This is a genomic window from Pseudomonas phenolilytica, assembly GCF_021432765.1.
In the GTDB taxonomy this organism is placed as follows: domain Bacteria; phylum Pseudomonadota; class Gammaproteobacteria; order Pseudomonadales; family Pseudomonadaceae; genus Stutzerimonas; species Stutzerimonas phenolilytica.
Genome location: NZ_CP058908.1, coordinates 829,815 through 847,110, shown reverse-complemented (window position 1 = coordinate 847,110; position 17,296 = coordinate 829,815). Strand labels below are relative to the sequence as shown.

Annotated in this window: 15 protein-coding genes; 8 read left to right on the top strand and 7 right to left on the bottom strand. The window is 67.6% G+C overall.

All coding sequences use genetic code 11. The annotated features are described in order from the left end of the window. Window positions 1-178: 178 nt before the first annotated feature. The 4 genes from HU825_RS03995 (at window position 179) to HU825_RS03980 (ending at window position 2,913) form a co-directional block, all read left to right on the top strand. Window positions 179-610 (top strand): ferritin-like domain-containing protein, encoded by a 432-nt coding sequence (locus tag HU825_RS03995; RefSeq protein WP_234302961.1) that lies wholly within the window; start codon window positions 179-181, stop codon window positions 608-610. A 181-nt stretch (window positions 611-791) separates the two neighbouring features. After that, window positions 792-1,028 (top strand): hypothetical protein, encoded by a 237-nt coding sequence (locus HU825_RS03990; protein WP_043295265.1) that lies wholly within the window; start codon window positions 792-794, stop codon window positions 1,026-1,028. 108 nt (window positions 1,029-1,136) lie between these two features. Further along, a complete protein-coding gene (locus HU825_RS03985; protein WP_003282841.1) occupies window positions 1,137-1,307 on the top strand; it encodes a DUF1328 domain-containing protein in 171 nt (56 codons plus the stop codon). A gap of 376 nt (window positions 1,308-1,683) precedes the next feature. Then, window positions 1,684-2,913 (top strand): nucleoside recognition domain-containing protein, encoded by a 1,230-nt coding sequence (locus HU825_RS03980; RefSeq protein WP_234302960.1) that lies wholly within the window; start codon window positions 1,684-1,686, stop codon window positions 2,911-2,913. A gap of 67 nt (window positions 2,914-2,980) precedes the next feature. Here the strand turns inward: HU825_RS03980 and HU825_RS03975 are convergent, their stop codons facing one another. The 5 genes from HU825_RS03975 to HU825_RS03955 form a co-directional block, all read right to left on the bottom strand. Continuing rightward, a complete protein-coding gene (locus HU825_RS03975) occupies window positions 2,981-4,003 on the bottom strand; it encodes an AbrB family transcriptional regulator (RefSeq protein WP_234302959.1) in 1,023 nt (340 codons plus the stop codon). A gap of 1 nt (window position 4,004) precedes the next feature. Continuing rightward, window positions 4,005-5,519 (bottom strand): tripartite tricarboxylate transporter permease, encoded by a 1,515-nt coding sequence (locus HU825_RS03970; RefSeq protein ID WP_043295271.1) that lies wholly within the window; start codon window positions 5,517-5,519, stop codon window positions 4,005-4,007. A 1-nt stretch (window position 5,520) separates the two neighbouring features. Then, window positions 5,521-5,964: a tripartite tricarboxylate transporter TctB family protein gene (locus HU825_RS03965; RefSeq protein ID WP_054093942.1), complete on the bottom strand. Its 444-nt coding sequence runs from the start codon at window positions 5,962-5,964 to the stop codon at window positions 5,521-5,523. A 78-nt stretch (window positions 5,965-6,042) separates the two neighbouring features. Continuing rightward, window positions 6,043-7,017 (bottom strand): Bug family tripartite tricarboxylate transporter substrate binding protein, encoded by a 975-nt coding sequence (locus HU825_RS03960; protein WP_234302958.1) that lies wholly within the window; start codon window positions 7,015-7,017, stop codon window positions 6,043-6,045. A 24-nt stretch (window positions 7,018-7,041) separates the two neighbouring features. Continuing rightward, complete coding sequence (locus HU825_RS03955; protein ID WP_234302957.1) at window positions 7,042-8,298, bottom strand: OprD family porin; 1,257 nt, start codon at window positions 8,296-8,298, stop codon at window positions 7,042-7,044. A 172-nt stretch (window positions 8,299-8,470) separates the two neighbouring features. Between HU825_RS03955 and HU825_RS03950 the strand changes: the two genes are divergently transcribed. Beyond that, entirely contained in the window at window positions 8,471-9,142 is a 672-nt protein-coding gene (locus HU825_RS03950; protein WP_043295279.1) for a response regulator, read from the top strand. Then, window positions 9,135-10,532 (top strand): sensor histidine kinase, encoded by a 1,398-nt coding sequence (locus tag HU825_RS03945; protein ID WP_234302956.1) that lies wholly within the window; start codon window positions 9,135-9,137, stop codon window positions 10,530-10,532. Before HU825_RS03950 ends, HU825_RS03945 begins: the two co-directional genes overlap by 8 nt. 14 nt (window positions 10,533-10,546) lie before the next feature. Here HU825_RS03945 and HU825_RS03940 read toward each other — a convergent pair whose 3' ends face one another. Continuing rightward, complete coding sequence (locus HU825_RS03940; RefSeq protein WP_234302955.1) at window positions 10,547-12,130, bottom strand: methyl-accepting chemotaxis protein; 1,584 nt, start codon at window positions 12,128-12,130, stop codon at window positions 10,547-10,549. A 358-nt stretch (window positions 12,131-12,488) separates the two neighbouring features. On the opposite strand from HU825_RS03940, the gene HU825_RS03935 reads away from it, so the two are divergent. Beyond that, the gene (locus tag HU825_RS03935) at window positions 12,489-13,454 is read left to right on the top strand and encodes a TAXI family TRAP transporter solute-binding subunit (protein WP_054093948.1); all 966 of its coding nucleotides are present in this window, start codon (window positions 12,489-12,491) and stop codon (window positions 13,452-13,454) included. A gap of 118 nt (window positions 13,455-13,572) precedes the next feature. Beyond that, window positions 13,573-16,122, top strand: coding sequence for a TRAP transporter permease (locus tag HU825_RS03930; RefSeq protein WP_234302954.1), 2,550 nt, complete (start codon window positions 13,573-13,575; stop codon window positions 16,120-16,122). Window positions 16,123-16,263: 141 nt separating this feature from the next. Here HU825_RS03930 and HU825_RS03925 read toward each other — a convergent pair whose 3' ends face one another. Continuing rightward, window positions 16,264-17,157, bottom strand: a complete 894-nt coding sequence (locus tag HU825_RS03925) for a cache domain-containing protein (protein ID WP_054093950.1) — start codon at window positions 17,155-17,157, stop codon at window positions 16,264-16,266. Between the last annotated feature and the right edge of the window lie 139 nt (window positions 17,158-17,296).

Here is a 17,296-nt window from a genome sequence, read left to right as displayed (position 1 = left end):
AGTCTTGCAAGTTGCACGGTGCGCCGTCGTCGTTCCGGCAACCGCGTTGGCGCGGAACGGGCGGCCGACACCAGCCTCTGATTTAGAGGACGCAGGCGGTGCGGCAGCGCCGGTACGTGGCCTGCGGCCGACCATCTTTATTACGGGCGCCCGGCGCCGGTCACAGGAGCAATCCGCCATGAATCCAGCGACGCAGCAACTCAACGAACTGATCGAGATAACCCGCGACGGGCAGCGTTTCTACCAGCATGCGATCGACGAAGTAAAGGATGTCGAGTTGCAGCATCTGTTCCGCGACATGGCGCAGGCCAAGACCCAGGTGATCCAGGCGCTGGCGGTCAAGGTGGCGGCCAGCCACGAGCAGCCGGCGCAGGGCGGCACGCTCGCCGGGCGCCTGAACGAGCTGTACACCGATGCCCGCGCGCACCTGGGCAATGCCGATGGCGCCTATGTCGAGCAGCTGCTGCAGACCGAGGAGCGCATCCTGCGCGCCTTCGAGGATGCGCTGCCGGATGCGCAGCCAGACGTACGGGCGCTGCTGGCGGTGGAGCTGCCGAAGCTGCGTGCCTGCCACGCGCGCATGCGCCAGTTGAAGGCGATGCGTTCCTGAGCGGAGTCGATCATGCAAAACGCACGGGCCGGCGAGGCGGCTCGTGCAAAATCAAGGGCGAGACGCTTGTTAAGCGTTTATAACCTATTGAATTCAAAGGTTTATTTTTTACTGAAAGGCTGGCACGCGGGCTGCAATGTCTAGGGCAAATCGCCTACGACATGCTTAGAAGGAGTTGAGGATGAACCGCGAAGCCCGCTTGTCCCTGGCCAGCAAAGGATTGCTTGGCGCTGCAGTGGTGACCTTGATCATGGGAGCCAAACAGCCGATGGACGAACCGCTCAGCCAGCAGCAGCCGGACGCGGCGGAACGAATCCAGCTGTATGACGCTCAACCTAATGAGATCACGCTGACCGGCCGGGCACCGCAATCACTCGATTTGCACCAGGCGCGCTCGGAACAGCGCTGGGTCTTCTGAAGCAGGGAGTTTGCAGGCGAACCGGCAAGGATGCGTAGAAATACTCGAAGTCGATCGTGCCGTGGCCGGTCCGTCGAGAACCGATCCTGAACCGAGAGGAGTCGCACCATGCTGAGTTGGGCTATCACTTTCCTGATCATCGCCATCATCGCCGCGGTACTGGGCTTCGGTGGCATTGCGGGCACCGCTACAGGTATCGCCAAGATCCTGTTCGTGGTTTTCCTGGTGCTGTTCGTGGCATCGCTGATCTTCGGACGAGGACGCGGTCCGCGCGTCTGACGGGATGAAGCCGCCCGTAGCGGGCGGCTCCACACCGAGGAGCGGGAACGGCACGGGATGCCAGCGTTCTTTCGAGGCGCGCGTAGCGCGCCTCAACAGCGGCGCCGACGCAACGGTCGGCGCCGAGGGAAGCAGCCCCGACAAGGGGTGAACCAGGGGGACGGGTTGCTCTGCTTGGCGGCGTGACTCAGGGGTACAGGGAGTACCTCCGGAATCGGTCCGGGTTCGGCTGGTGCTGCGCGCCGGAGCATGGTCATCGCTCCGGCGCGCGGCCCTATCGTCGCTTTTTCGTCTTCGCGTTTTTTCCCTCGCTGTCTCTCTATCCTCCCGGCACGACGCGGCTATCATCGCTGCCTGTCGAAAGAGGGGGATACACATGCTCAATGGCCTCTGGCTGGGCTTTTTCCTGGTTGCCGCCGTCGCCGCGCTGGCGCGCTGGCTGCTTGGCGGCGATCCGGCGGTGTTCGCCGCGCTGGTGGAAAGCCTGTTCGCGATGGCCAGGCTGGCCGTCGAGGTGATGATCCTGCTGTTCGGCACGCTGACGCTGTGGCTGGGCTTTCTGCGCATCGCCGAGCAGGCCGGACTGGTGGAATTGCTGGCGCGGCTGCTCGGCCCGCTGTTTCGCCGACTGATGCCCGATGTGCCGGCCGGGCATCCGGCGCTGGGGCTGATCACCCTCAACTTCGCCGCCAACGGCCTGGGGCTGGACAATGCCGCCACGCCCATCGGCCTCAAGGCAATGCGCTCGCTGCAGGAACTCAACCCGTCGAGCACCACGGCGAGCAACGCGCAGATCCTCTTTCTGGTGCTCAACGCCTCGTCGCTGACGCTGTTGCCAGTGTCGATCTTCATGTACCGCGTGCAACAGGGCGCCGAGGACCCGACCCTGGTGTTCCTGCCGATCCTGCTCGCCACCAGCGCCTCGACTCTGGTCGGGCTGCTGTCGGTGGCACTGATGCAGCGTCTGCGCCTGTGGGACCCGGTGGTGCTGGCCTATCTGATTCCCGGTGCGCTGCTGCTCGGCGCGTTCATGGCGCTGCTGGCGAGCCTGTCGGCGACCGCGCTGGCGTCGCTGTCCTCGCTGCTGGGCAACCTCACGCTGTTCGGCCTGATCGTGGTCTTCGTGGTGGTCGGTGCGCTGCGCAAGGTGCCGGTCTACGAGAGCTTCGTCGAAGGCGCCAAGGAAGGCTTCGATGTGGCGAAGAGCCTGCTGCCATACCTGGTCGCCATGCTGGTGGCGGTCGGTGCGCTGCGCGCGTCCGGCGCGCTGGATTTCGGCCTGGACGGCATCCGCTGGCTGGTCGAGACGCTGGGCTGGGACACCCGTTTCGTCGATGCGCTGCCGACCGCGCTGGTCAAGCCGTTCTCCGGTTCGGCGGCGCGCGCCATGCTGATCGAAACCATGCAGAACCACGGCGTCGACAGCTTCCCGGCGCTGGTCGCGGCGACGGTGCAGGGCAGCACCGAGACGACCTTCTATGTGCTGGCGGTGTACTTCGGCGCCGTCGGCATCCAGCGCGCGCGGCATGCGGTGGGTTGTGCGCTGCTGGCGGACCTGGCAGGGGTGATCGCGGCGATCGGGGTGTGCTACTGGTTCTTCGGCTGAGCCCGCATGGCGTGGCAAACCGCGATGACTGCGCTTGGCGCAAAAAAAGAGCCCGCCAGGCGGCGGGCTAAAGCGTGGCGCGTTGCCAGAGCCGAAACAACGGCTCGGCAAGAAACATCACCAGAAACAACCTCAGCACCTGCACCGCGGTGACCAGCGCCACCGACAGCTGCAGCGCCTCGGCGGTCAGGCACAGCTCGGTGATGCCGCCGGGCATCATCCCCAGCGTCAGCGAGGTTTCGTCCAGCGCCGTCAGCCAGCCCAACCCGGCGGCCAGCGCCGCGGCGACCAGCATCGCCATCAGGGTGAACAGCAGCACCCGCAGCAGAAACGCCGGCGCGCTACGAAAGAACGCGCGATCGAAGTGGCAGGCCAGCGACGAGCCGATCAGCCATTGGCCGACCTGTCCCAAGCCGTCCGGCAGGCCGATGTGCAGGTCGAATCCGGCGCTGGCCAGCGCGCAGGCGGTCAGCGGGCCGAGCATCCACGGGTTGGGCTGGCCGCACCGCCGCCAGAGCAGCGCCAGCAGACCGCCGGCGGGCAGCAGCACGGCCAGCCAGAACCCGTCGACCGGCAGCGGCGCAGGTGGCTGGACCGGCGGCAGGCTCCAGGTGAAGAACGCCGGAATCACCAGCACCACCAGCAGCATGCGCAGGCTGTGCGCGGCGGCGACGCGGCCGGGGTTGGCGGCGTGGCGGCTGGCGAGGTTGACCATCTCGCTGGCACCGCCCGGCATGCTGGCGAAGTAGGCGGTGGCGCGGTCGCAGCCGCCGCGCGAGAGAATGAACATGCCGATCAGGCTCAGCGCCAGGGTGCCGAGCGCGCCGGCGAGGATCGCGCCGAAGTGCGCCAGCACCTCGCCCAGCACCTCGCCGGTGAAGTGCAGGCCGATGGCGCTGGCGACGATCCATTGCCCGGCCTGACGCCCGCGCGGCATCTCTGCCACCAGCCAGCCGCTGCAGCGCACCGCGATCACTGCCAGCAGCGAGCCGACCATCCACGGCAGCGGCCAGCCGGCCAGGCTCGCCAGCCAGCCGCCGACGGCACCGATCAGCGGCGTCGCCCACCAGGCCGGCAGCCGCTGGCGCATGTCAGGCCTGCGCCTCGACCACATTGCCGCGACGGCGCTTGAGGTACCAGCGCAGCGCCGGCATGCCGAGCATCGCCACGGTCAGCGCCCACAACGCCAGGGTGATCGGGCTGCCCCAGAGGATGCCCAGCTCGCCGTTGGAGATCGACAGCGCACGGCGCAGGTTGTCTTCCATCATCTCGCCGAGCACGAAGCCGAGGATCAGCGCCGACAGCGGGAAGTCCAGCTTGCGCAGCAGGTAACCGAACACGCCGAGGCCGACCATCAGCACCAGGTCGAAGGTGGTGCTGTGTACCGAATACACGCCGACCATGCTGATCACGGTGATCGCCGGCACCAGCACCCAGTTCGGCACGGCGAGCATGCGTGAGAACAGTCCGACCAGCGGGATGTTCATCACCAGCAGGATCACGTTGCCGATGAACAGCGAGGCGATCAGGCCCCAGACCACGTCCGGCTGCTGCTCGAACAGCAGCGGGCCGGGCGTGATGTTGTACAGCGTCAGCGCGCCGATCATCACCGCCGTGGTGCCCGAACCCGGCACGCCGAGGGTCAGCATGGGGATCAGCGAGCCGCAGGCCGAGGCGTTGTTGGCCGATTCCGGGGCGGCCAGGCCGCGCAGGTCGCCGTCGCCGAAACGACCCTTGGCACCGGCCATGCGCTTCTCGCTCATGTAGGTCATGGCGCTGGCGATGGTCGCCCCGGCGCCCGGCAGCGTGCCGATGACGAAGCCGGCCACGGCGCTGCGCAGCATGGTCCAGAAGGTCAGGCAGAACTCCTTGAAGTTGAACAGCAGCCGCCCGCTGGCCTTCACCGCCTGCTGCCCGCTGTGGGTCTTCTCCAGCATCAGCAGGATCTCGCTGACGCTGAAGAAACCGATCACCACGATGACGAACTGGATGCCGTCGGACAAGCTCACGCTGTCGAAGGTGAAACGGTAGACACCGGTGGTCGAATCGACGCCCACCGTGGCCAGCGCCAGGCCCATCAGCGCGGCCATCAGCGTCTTCACCGGCTTGTCGCCGACCATGCCGCCCAGGCAGGCGATGGCGAAAATCATCAGCACGAAATATTCCGCCGGGCCGAACGCCACCGCCCATTTCGCCAGCAGCGGAGCGAACAGCACCACACCGCAGGTGGCGATGAAGCTGCCGACGAACGAGCTCACCGCCGACAGCGACAAGGCGATGCCGGCCTTGCCCTGGCGCGCCAGTGGATAGCCGTCGAGGGTGGTCATCACCGCCGCGGCGTCGCCCGGCACGTTGAGCAGGATCGCCGAGATGCGGCCGCCGTATTCGCAGCCCAGGTACACCGCGGCGAGCAGGATCAGCGCGGTCTCCGGCGGCAGGCCGAGGGCGAACGCCAGCGGCAGCAGCAGCGCCACGCCGTTGATCGGGCCGAGGCCCGGCAGCAGGCCGACCACGGTGCCGACGAAGGCGCCGAACAGCGCCACCAGCAGGTTGGTCGGCCGGGTGGCGACATCGAAGCCCTGCAGCAAGAAATTCAAAGTTTCCATATCAGCTCTCCAGCAACCGCAGCAGGCCGAGCGGCAGCGGCACGTCCAGCAGGTAATCGAACAGCCCGTAGAGCAGCACGCCGAGCAGCGCGCCGCTGATCAGGCTGGACCACAGACGACCGTTGAACAGCAGGCCGAGGGCGAAACCGGTCAGCGCGGTGCTGATGACGAAACCCAGGGTTTCGAACAGCAGCGCGTAGGCCAGCAGCGCCAGCACGCAGAGCACCGCGCGCACGGCGCCCGGAGGGTCGAATGCCGGCGTCGGCTCGCCGTGCGGCTTGAGCAGCAGCCATAGAGCGCCGCAGCCCATCAGCAACAGCAGCAGCAGCGGGTAGGCGCGCGGGCCGACCGGGTCGTAGGCGAAGGGCGCCTCGAAGCCCCAGGCGAGCAGGGCGAGGCCGGCGCAGGCGAGCAGCCACAGCGCGGCGAAGACACGTACGTACATGACGGGATACCTCAGAGAGTCGGCGACCCGGCAGCTGCCGGGCCCGCCGTGCGACCCGCGGGTGCGGGCCGGTTCGCGTTACTTGAGCAGACCGAACTCGCCGGCCAAGGCCTTGTAGTCCTGCACCTGCTTGTCGACGAAGGCCTTGAGCTCATCGCCGGTCATCGACAACGGGAACAGGTCACGCTGCTCGCGCAACCTGGCGAAGTCCTCGTCGGCCAGCAGGCTGTCGAACCGGGTCTTCCACCAGTTGAAGTCCTCGTCGGAGACTTCCGGGCCCATGTAGAAGCCGCGGATCACCGGCCAGCTGATGTCGTAGCCCTGCTCCTTGGCGGTGGGGATGTCGGCCAGCTTGCCCGGCAGGCGCTCGTCGGCGAGCACGGCGAGGATGCGGATCTTGCCGGCGTCGAGCTGCGGGGTGACTTCGCCCAGGCCGCTGGAAGTCACCTGCACATGGCCGCCGAGCATGGCGGTCAGCGTCTCGCCGCCGCCCTCGAAGGCGACGTAGCGCAGCTTCTTCGGATCGACCCCGGCAGCGCGGGCGATCAGCGCGGTCTGCATCCAGTCCTGCCCGCCGATGGTGGCGCCGGCGCCGAACACCACGCTGCCCGGGTCCTTCTTCACCGCGGCGATCAGCTCGTCGAGGTTCTGGTACGGCGCATCGGCGCGCACCGAGATGGCGCCGTAGTCGGTGCCGACCGCCGCCAGCCAGCGCACGGCGTTCTCGTCGTAGCGGCCGAACTTGCCCTGGGCGAGGTTGAGCAGCGAGCCGCTGGAGAAGGCGGTGATGGTGCCGGCTTCCGCCGCACGCTGGGCGACCACGGCGTTGTAGGCCACCGCGCCGACGCCGCCGGGCATGTAGGTGACGCGCATCGGCGCCTCGAGCAGGCCGGCGTCCTTCAGGCCGCTCTGGGCCAGCTTGCAGGTCAGGTCGAACCCGCCGCCGGGCTTGGCCGGGGCGATGCACTCGGGGCGTTTGGGTTCGGCCAGCAGCTGGCTCGACAGCAGCAGGCAGGACGACAGCAGGGCGAAACGGCTGAGTCGGGTTTTCATCGAAAGATCCTCTTCTTGTTCTGTTTACCAGATCGGCAGGCTGTAGCTGACGATCAGGCGGTTTTCGTCGGCGTCGCGGGCGAAATCGGAGCGGAACATCGCGTTGCGCCAGCGCAGCGCGACGTTCTTCAGCGGGCCGCTCTGCACCACGTACTTGAATTCGAAGTCGCGCTCCCACTCGCTGCCGTTGCTGCCGCCGGAGTATTCGGCGTTGTCGCCGGAGATGTAGCGGGTCAGGAAGGTCAGCCCGGGGATGCCCAGGGCTGCGAAGTTGTAGTCGTAACGGGCCTGCCAGGAGCGCTCGTCGGCGTTGGCGAAGTCGTTAATCTGCACGAAGTTGACCAGGAAGGGGTCGCCGCCATCGATGTAGGCATAGCCGGTGTCGCCGCGCATCTGCTGGTAGCCGAGGCTGAGCTTGTGGCCGCCCAGGCTGTAGCCGAGCATGCCGTTCCAGGCCTGGTTATCGATCTTGCCGGCATTCGCCGCGCCGGTGTCGTCACTGAGCATCACGCGCAGGTCGGCGCTCAGCGCGGAGTTGTCGCTCAGCGGCTTGTTCGCCAGCAGGCCGAAGAAGTGCTGGCGGTACACGTCATCCAGCTCGCCGTAGTAGTAGCGCCCGGTGAGGTTCTGGTTGAAGGCGTACTCGGCGCCGGCGTAGGTCAGGTGGTCGGCCTCGGCGGCGCTGGCGAAGCGGCTGTTCTTGTTGTTCAGCTGCAGGTCCTGGGAGTTGGTCGAGGCGCGGTCGATGACCTTGTCCAGGCGGCCGCCGGTGAGGGTCAGGCCGTCGATATCGGTGGAGGTGACGGTGGCGCCCTCGAAGACCTGCGGCAGGGTGCGGCTGTCGCTGGCCTTGACCATCGGCAGCTCCGGGATGTGCGAGCCGTAGCGCAGTTCGGTCTCGGCGATCTTCGCCTTGGCGGTCAGGCCCAGGCGGCTGAATTCGTCCGGGGTGCCGCCGTCGTCCTGCACCGGCAGCAGATCGGTGCCGGCGCGCCCGCCGCCGGAGTCGAGCTTGACGCCGAGCATGCCCATGGCGTCGAGGCCGACGCCGACGGTGCCTTCGGTGAAGCCGGAGCGCATGTCGAGGATGAAGCCCTGGGTCCATTCCGCGCGCTTGGACTGGCCGTCGCCTTCGCGGAAATCGCGGTTCAGGTAGATGTTGTGAGTTTGCAGCGTCGCGCTGCTGTCCTCGATGAAGGCGGCCTGGGCGAACGGCGCCAGCGAGGCAACGGCAACGGCAACGGCGAGACGAGCAGGTGTGGGTCTGACGACAGTCAGCATCGGGTATCTCCAGTTGTTGTTTTTGTTGTCACGACGCATGCGCCGTGCGGAGGTGGATCGAGCCACCTGCGAGCGATCCTAGGCAGTCAAGCTTTCGCCAGCCTTTCAGCGCGCCGTGGGCTGATTTCTGCCGCTACACTGGCGCTCTGTTGGCAGAACGAAGGGACAGGCAATGCGCATTCTCCTGGTCGAGGACCACCCGCCGCTGGCCGAGAGCGTGACGCAGGCCCTGCGCGCCGCCGGCTGGACGGTGGACCTGCTCGCCGACGGCATCGCCGCCGACCTGGCGCTGGCCAGCGAGGACTATGCGCTGGCGATCCTCGACGTCGGCCTGCCGCGACTGGACGGCTTCGGCGTGCTGGCGCGCCTGCGCGAGCGCGGCAAGACCCTGCCGGTGCTGATGCTCACCGCGCGTGGCGAGGTCAGCGACCGCGTGCACGGCCTCAACCTCGGTGCCGACGACTACCTGGCCAAGCCCTTCGAGCTGTCCGAGCTGGAGGCGCGGGTCAAGGCGCTGCTGCGGCGCAGCGTCGGCGGCGGTGAGCGCCAGCAGCGCTGCGGCGTGCTGGTCCACGATCTGGATGCGCGGCGGTTCAGCCTCGCCGGCGAGCCGCTGAGCCTGACTTCCCGCGAACAGGCGGTGCTGGAGGCGCTGATCGCCCGTCCCGGCCGGGTGATGAGCAAGGATCAGCTGGCCGCGCAGGTGTTCGGCCTCGACGAGGACGCCAGCGCCGATGCCATCGAGATATACATCCATCGCCTGCGCAAGAAGCTCGAAGGACGGCCGGTACGCATCGTCACCTTCCGCGGGCTGGGCTATATGCTCGAGGCGCTCGATGGCTGAGCGCGGGACGGCCGGCAGTCTGCGTGCACGGCTGCTGCTGCGGCTGACCATCCTGCTCACGCCGCTGCTGCTGTACGGGGCCTGGAGTGCCTACTGGAACGGCCGCGCCGCCGCCGACATCGCCTACGACCGCACCCTGCTGGCCTCCGCCCGGGCCATCGCCGATGGGCTGGTGGCCAACGACGGTAGGCTGCGCGCCAACGTGCCGTACATCGCGCTGGACACCTTCGCCTACGACAGCGCGGGGCGTATCTATTACCAGGTGCTGGACACCGAAGGGCGTCTGGTCAGTGGCTACGAACAGCTGCCCGCGCCGGGCGCCGAGGTCCGTCGCACCGACGACTACCCGGCGCTGGCGCGCTTCTATGACGGCGAGTTCCAGGGCCAGGGCGTGCGCCTGGTCAGCCTGCTGCAGCCGGTCAGCGAGCCTGAGCTGAACGGCATCGCCGAAATTCGCGTGGCCGAGACCCTGGGCGCCCGCGAGCGCATGGCGCGCAGCCTGTTGAACGATACGCTGTGGCGCCTGGGCTTGCTGGCGCTGGCCGCGCTGTTGCTGGTGTGGCTGGCGGTCAGCGCCGCGCTGCGCCCGCTGGCTCGGCTCAGCGAGGCGGTGCAGGAGCGCGCCCCGGATGATCTGCGGCCGTTGCCGCTGGTCGACGTGCAACGCGAGTTGAAGCCGCTGGTGGGCGCGCTCAATCAGTTCACCGAGCGCCTGCGCGGGCAGTTCGAGCGCCAGGCGCGCTTCATCGCCGATGCCTCCCACGAGCTGCGCACGCCGCTGGCGGCGCTCAAGGCGCGCATCGAACTGGGCCTGCGCGCGGCGCAGCCGAGTGTCTGGCGCAACACCCTGGAAGACGCCGGGCAGAGCACCGACAAGCTCATCCACCTGGCCAACCAGCTGCTCTCGCTGGCGCGCATCGAGAGCGGTGCGCAGTCCATCGCCGAGGGGGGCGCGCAGCGCCTGGACCTGTCGCAACTGGCCCGCGAGCTGGGGCTGGCCTTGGCGGCGCTGGCGCATAAGCGCGGTGTCGCCCTGGCGCTGGAGGCCGAGGCGCCGGTATGGATCGACGGCGAGCCGACGCTGATCAGCGAGCTGCTGAGCAACCTGCTGGACAACGCGCTGGCACACACTGTCGAGGGCGGCAATGTGGTGCTGCGGGTGCTCGCCGGCGCCGTGCTGGAGGTGGAGGACGACGGCCCGGGTATTCCCGCCGACGAGCGCGAGCGGGTGTTTGCGCGCTTCTACCGCCGCGATACCGGTGGGCACGGCGCCGGCCTCGGGCTGGCCATCGTCGGCGAGATCGTGCGTGCCCATCGCGCCGAGATCAGCCTGGATCAGGGCCGGCTCGGCGGTCTGCTGGTGCGGGTACGCTTCCCCGGCGCGGCCTAGTCAAGACACGCCTTTCAAGCGCGGCGGCGGCTCCAGAACTGCTGCGCCAGCTGCTGCATGCCGACCACCAGGCCGGCGACGCCGGCGGCGCTCTGCTGGCTCTGCAGCCCGGCCACCGCGTGACGCTCGGCGCCGGCGCGGATGCTGACGATGCTCTGGTTGATCTGCGCGGCGGCGGCGCTCTGCTGGTCGACCGCGGCGGCGATCTGCGTGCTCATGCCGCTGATGTCGGTGACCTGATCGTTGATGTCGCGCAGCGAACGTTCGGCGTGCTCGGCGCGGTCGACGCTGATCTGCGCCTGCTCGCGGCTGCGCTGCATGACCTCTACCGCCTCGCGCGAGCCGGCCTGCAGCGTACCGATAATGCCCTGGATCTCCGCGGTGGCCTCGGCGGTGCGCGAGGCCAGGCCGCGCACTTCGTCGGCCACCACCGCGAAGCCGCGTCCCTGCTCGCCGGCGCGCGCCGCCTCGATGGCAGCGTTGAGCGCCAGCAGGTTGGTCTGCTCGGCGATGCTGCGGATCACTTCGAGCATTCGGCTGATGTCCTGACTGTGGCCTTCGAGCAGCTGGATCACCTCGGCGGCGCGCTGAATCTCGCCGGCCAGGCGAGCAATGCTGCTGCCGGTCTCGCCGACCATGCCACGGCCATTGGCGGCATCGTCATCGGCGAGTGCCGCCGCCTGCGCCGTGCGCTGGGTGCTCGCGGCAACCTCGCGCACGCTGGCGACCATCTGGTCGATGGCGGTCGCCACGAGGTCGGTCTGCTGTTGCTGGGAGGCCGCGCTGGCGGTGCTTTCCTGCAGGGCGTCGGCAAGTTCGTGGGCATGTTCGCTGATCTGCCGGCTGGAGTCGGCGATACGGCCGACCACGGCGCCGGCCTCGGCTTCGAGCATGCGCAGGGCGAAGGCGATCTCGCCCAGTTCATCGCTGCGTCCGGTGTAGATCAGCTGGCTCAGCGGGTTGTAACCGATGCGCCGCGCCTGGCTGCGCAGCGTGCGCAGGGGCGCCAGCGCCAGCAGGCTGAGCAGCGCGGCGGCGAACCCACCGGCAGCGCCGGCGAGCAGGGCCAGCGGCCATGTCAGGCCGGCGAGCAGCGCCGTCGCCCCTGCGCCGAACAGGCTGCCGAGGCCGGCGCACAGTGCGACGCGGGCCTGGAAGCCGGGCCGCCAACGGCTTTGCGCCAGACCGCCGGGCGTGCCGGCGCGGGCGTAAAGCGCCTCGGCGGCGCGAATCTGTTCGGGCTGCGCCTTGGTGCGCACGGACTGGTACTCGACCACCTTGCCGTCACGGCTGATCGGCATGGCGTAGGCGTCGATCCAGTAGTGATCGCCGTTCTTGCAGCGGTTCTTGACCAGCCCCATCCATGGCCGGCCGGCCTGCAGCGTGCTCCACATGTCCGCGTAGGCGGCCGGCGGCATGTCCGGGTGGCGGATCAGGTTGTGTGGCTGGCCGAGCAGTTCGGCCTCGCTGTAGCCGCAGATCTCGATGAAATCCGCGTTGGCGTAGGTGATCTGGCCTTTGAGGTTGGTGGTGGAGAGGATGTTGGCGTTTTCGCGGACGCTGACTTCACGGCCGGTGACAGGCAGGTTGGTTCGCATGTGGGCGAATCTCTTCCGTGGGAACAGAGTGACGATTTCGCGAGGCGGGTGGTGGTGCGGCTCTGATCGGAGGATCGGCAGCATCTCGTGATGGACCGCCAGTGACGGCTGCGGCGGACTCTATGCCAGTTTCATGACACTTGTATGGCAGTGTGCCAGCATTGCGTCGTTGCTGCTAGCGGCTTGTTGATGCCGCCGCGGAAACGCTTTCGCGGCGGCGCAGTCCATGAAAGGCGGACTCGCGCCCGTGTTCCGGCGTACCGGCCGCGCAGTCGAACCGGTCCTGCTAGACTCCCGGCTTCCGGGCAGGCTCAAGAGGGCTGCCGGGTCATCAAAAACAACCAAAAGGAGTTCATCCATGAAAGGCAAATCCTTGGCATGGATCTTTACCGTCGCGTTGGCGGGTAGCGGCCTGGGTGGCACAGCACAGGCCCAGGAGAAATTCGTCACCATCGGCACCGGCGGCCAGACCGGCGTCTACTACGTGGCGGGGCAGTCGATCTGCCGCTTCGTCAACCGTAACGCCGAGAACATCAAGTGCAACGCGCCGGCCAGCGGCGGCGGCGTGGCCAACGTCAACGGCCTGCGGACCGGCGAATTCAACTTCGGCATCATGCAGTCCGACCACCAGTACAAGGCGATGGAAGGTGTCGCGCCCTTCGAGAAGGAAGGCAAGATGGATGACATCCGCGCCGTGTTCTCGCTGCAGAGCGAGGTCTTCACCGTGCTGGCGCGCCGCGATGCCAACATCAAGGGCCTGGATGACCTCAAGGGCAAGCGCGTCAACATCGGCAACCCGGGCTCCGGCCAGCGTGACACCCTCGAGGAGATCATGCAGGTCAAGGGCTGGGACAAGTCGGTGTTCGCCCTGGCGGCCGAGCTGAAGCCGGCCGAGCAGGCCAGCGCGCTGGGCGACAACAACATCGACGCGATGACCTACTTCGTCGGCCATCCCAACGGCGCCATCCAGGAAGCCACCACCACCGTCGACGCCGTGCTGGTACCGATCACCGGCCCGGAAATCGACAAGCTGCTGGCCGCCAAGAGCTATTACACCAAGGCCGAGATCCCCGGCGGGATCTACAAGGGCAGCGATGCGCCGACGCCGTCCATCGGCGGCAAGGCCGTGCTCTCGACCACGGCCAAGGTCGATGCCGAAGTGGTCTACCAGCTGGTCAAGTCGGTGTTCGACAACATCGAGCGCTTCCAGCGCCTGCACCCGGCGTTCAAGGACCTCAAGCCGGAGGAGATGATCAAGGTCGGCCTGAGCGCGCCGCTGCATGAAGGTGCCGAGCGCTACTACAAGGAACGCGGCTGGATGTAAGGGTCGCGCGGCCGCTCCGGCGGTCGCCTGCCCCTGCCTCGCTCAGTCGGAAAACCCGTGCACCGCTCGGTCACGGGTTTTCGTGGTTTCCGTCACCTGAAAAAACAGGCCTCATTTCATGCAAGACAAACAACTGTCCACCGAGGAGTTGATCGCCCAGGACGTCGGTGCGCGCCTGCCCGAAGGTGCGATGGCGCAGATCATCGCCGGGCTGGCGCTGGCCTGGTCGCTGTTCCAGCTGTGGATCGCCTCGCCGCTGCCGTTCATCTTCCGCATCGGCGTGCTCAACGACACCGAGACCCGCTCGATCCACCTGGCGTTCGCGCTGCTGCTGGCCTTCCTCGCCTATCCGGCGTTCAAGCGCTCGCCGCGCGATCGCGTACCGCTGCTGGACATCGCCTTCGGGCTGGTGGCCGCGGCCAGCGCCGCATACCTGTTCATCTTCTACGAGCAGCTGGCGCAGCGGCCGGGCAACCTCACCACGCTGGACCTGATCACCGCCTGCGTCGGCATTCCGCTGCTGCTGGAAGCCACCCGCCGGGCGCTCGGCCCGCCGCTGGCGATCATCGCCCTGGTGTTCATCCTCTACAGCCTGGCCGGCCCATGGATGCCGGGGCTGCTGGCGCATCGCGGGGTCAGCTTCACCGCGATGGCCAACCACCAGTGGATCACCACCGAAGGTGTGTTCGGCATCGCCGTCGGCGTTTCCACCAGCTTCGTCTTCCTCTTCGTGCTGTTCGGCGCGCTGCTCGAACGGGCCGGCGCCGGGCATTACTTCATCCAGCTGGCGTTCAGCCTGCTCGGCCACATGCGCGGCGGCCCGGCTAAGGCCGCGGTGGTGTCCTCGGCGCTGACCGGGATGATCTCCGGCTCATCGATCGCCAACGTGGTGACCACCGGCACCTTCACGATTCCGATGATGAAGAAGGTCGGCTTTTCCAAGGAGAAGGCCGGCGCGGTGGAAGTGGCCTCGTCGGTCAACGGCCAGATCATGCCGCCGGTGATGGGCGCCGCGGCGTTCCTGATGGTCGAGTACGTCGGCATGTCGTACGTCGAGATCATCAAGCACGCCTTCCTGCCGGCGACCATTTCCTACATCGCGCTGCTCTACATCGTGCATCTGGAAGCGCTCAAGCAGGGCATGCAGCCGATCGGCAACCACCAGCCCAAGCCCTGGCTGCGCCGCCTGACCGGCTTCGCCTTCGGCGCGGCACTGGTGTCCGGGCTGTCGCTGGCGGTGTACTACGGCCTCGGCTGGCTCAAGCCGGTGCTTGGCGACTACGCGCTGCCGGGCATCTCGGTGCTGCTGGCGCTGGCCTACCTGGCACTGCTGAAGATTGCCGCGAGCAATCCGCCGCTGCCGGCCGAAGACCCGGACAAGCCCCTCGATGAACTGCCCAACACCCGTGCCGTGCTGCTCTCCGGTCTGCACTTCCTGCTGCCGGTGGTGGTGCTGGTCTGGTGCCTGATGGTCGAGCGGCTGTCACCCGGCCTCTCGGCGTTCTGGGGTTCGGTGATGCTGGTGATCATCCTGCTGACCCAGCGTCCGCTGCTCTCCTGGATGCGCGGCGACGGCGGCGCGACCCACGGCACGGCGAAGGACGGGTTGATCGACCTGCGCGAGGGCATGATCGCCGGTGCGCGCAACATGATCGGCATCGGCATCGCCACCGCAGCGGCGGGCATCATCGTCGGCGCGGTGTCGCAGACCGGCGTCGGGCTGGTACTGGCCGACGTGGTGGAAGTGCTGTCGATGGGCAACCTGCTGCTGATGCTGATGCTGACCGCGGTGTTCAGCCTGATCCTCGGCATGGGCCTGCCGACCACCGCCAACTACATCGTCGTGTCCAGCCTGCTGGCGCCGGTGATCGTCTCGCTGGGGCAGCAGAACGGCCTGATCGTGCCGCTGATCGCGGTGCACCTGTTCGTCTTCTACTTCGGCATCATGGCCGACGTCACCCCGCCGGTGGGACTGGCCTCGTTCGCCGCCGCAGCGGTGTCCAAGGGCGATCCGATCAAGACCGGTATCGCGGCGTTCTACTACAGCCTGCGTACCGCGGCGCTGCCGTTCCTGTTCATCTTCAACACCGACCTGCTGCTGATCGACGTGAGCTTCTGGCATGGCGTGCTGATCTTCATGGTGGCGACGGTGGCCATGCTGCTGTTCGCCGCCGGTACCCAGGGCTTCTTCCTGGTGCGCAGCCGCTGGTACGAGAACGTGCTGCTGCTGCTGGTGGCGTTCACCCTGTTCCGCCCGGGATTCTGGATGGACATGGTGCACGACCCGTACCGCGACATTCCGCCGGCTCAGCTGGTCGAGGCGCTCGACGCGGTGCAGCCGGACAGCCAGCTGCGCCTGCGCATCCGCGGCGAGGACGCGGTGGGTGATGCGCGCGAGTTCGCCGTGCTGCTGCCGGTGCCGGACGCTGCATCCGGTGCGCAGAAGCTGGAGAAGATCGGCCTGATGACCTACGAGGAAGACGGCAAGGTGCTGGTCGACAGCGTGACCTTCGGCAGTCTGGCCGCCGAGGCGGGTCTGGAATTCGACCAGGAGATCCTCACGGTGCGCGCACCGACCGAGCGCTGGCCGAAGGAGCTGATGTGGCTGCCGGGCTTGCTGCTGTTCGGCCTGGTGGTCTGGCTGCAGCGCCGCCGTCAGACGCGCTGAGCGAAGCGCTTGCCGGCATCGCCTGACCCCAGCCATGCGTGAGCATGGCTGGGGTTTTTTGTTGGGAAGTGGTCTTTCTGGAGGAGGGCGGGCTGACAGACCGCAGATCAGCCAGCCCGGCTGATAGGCAGAGCCGTGCGGTCAGCGCGGGGTGTAGTAGCCCACGCCGAGCAGCACGTCGTCGACCCGCTGGATCAGCGTGCGCTTGTGCTCCACGGCATTGGTCACCGGGTTGCGCCAGACGTATTCCACCGTGCCGGTGCCGTCCTTGCGGGCCAGCTCGATCATCTCGCGGAACAGCGGCTTGCCGGCGGCGTCGTTCACCGCGCGCACGTCGACGCCGACCAGGTTCGGCGAACCGCCGCTGGCGCGGTACTTGCCGTCTTCCAGGCCGATGACGAACACATACTCGTCGTTGACGAAGAATTCGCCGTTGCGCTCGTTGAACTGGCGATAGGCCGTCTCGCCGCCGACTTCGCGCAGTCGTGCCACCGCCTTGTCCAGCAGCGCCTGGGCCTGTTCCGCCGTCGCGCGCGGGATGTAGTAGCCGACGCAGAGGATGTTCTCGCCGACCTTGCGGAACTGGCTGAGCTTGTTCTCCACCTTGTTGTCGGCCGGGTTCAGCCAGTGGTAGGCCACCGCGCCGCTGTCGTCACGCTTGGCCGCTTCGAGGATGTCGTTGATGAAGGGCTTGCCGCTGGCGTCCTTCAGGTCGCGCACGTTCAGCCCGACCAGGCTGGCCGAGGTGCCGGCGCTGGCGCGCATGGTGCCGTCGGTGCCGAGCACGAAGATGTAGTACTGGCCCTTGGCGAAGGCGCCATCTCGGTCGTTGAACGCGGCCAGCGCCTGTTCCGGGCCGTTGGCCTGCAGGTAGAGCGCGGCGTTGTCGAGCAGCGCCTTGGCCTGCTTGGCCTGTGCGCGCTCCAGCGAGCCGACGGCCGTCGCCGGTGCAGCGGGCGTGGCGGCATGCGCCAGCGGCATGACACCCAGGGCGGCAGTGAGAGACAGCATGAGCAGAGTGTGCGTGCGATTCATGGGTGACTCCTGGCGGGTAATGGGCGGTATTCGATCGCCCCATCGCACCCCATCCTAGGGTTCGTCGGCGGAAATGATATTGGTCGTCGGAACAGGAAGTGGCAGGCGAAAGGAGTAGAAAACCCCCGCCGCCGACCTC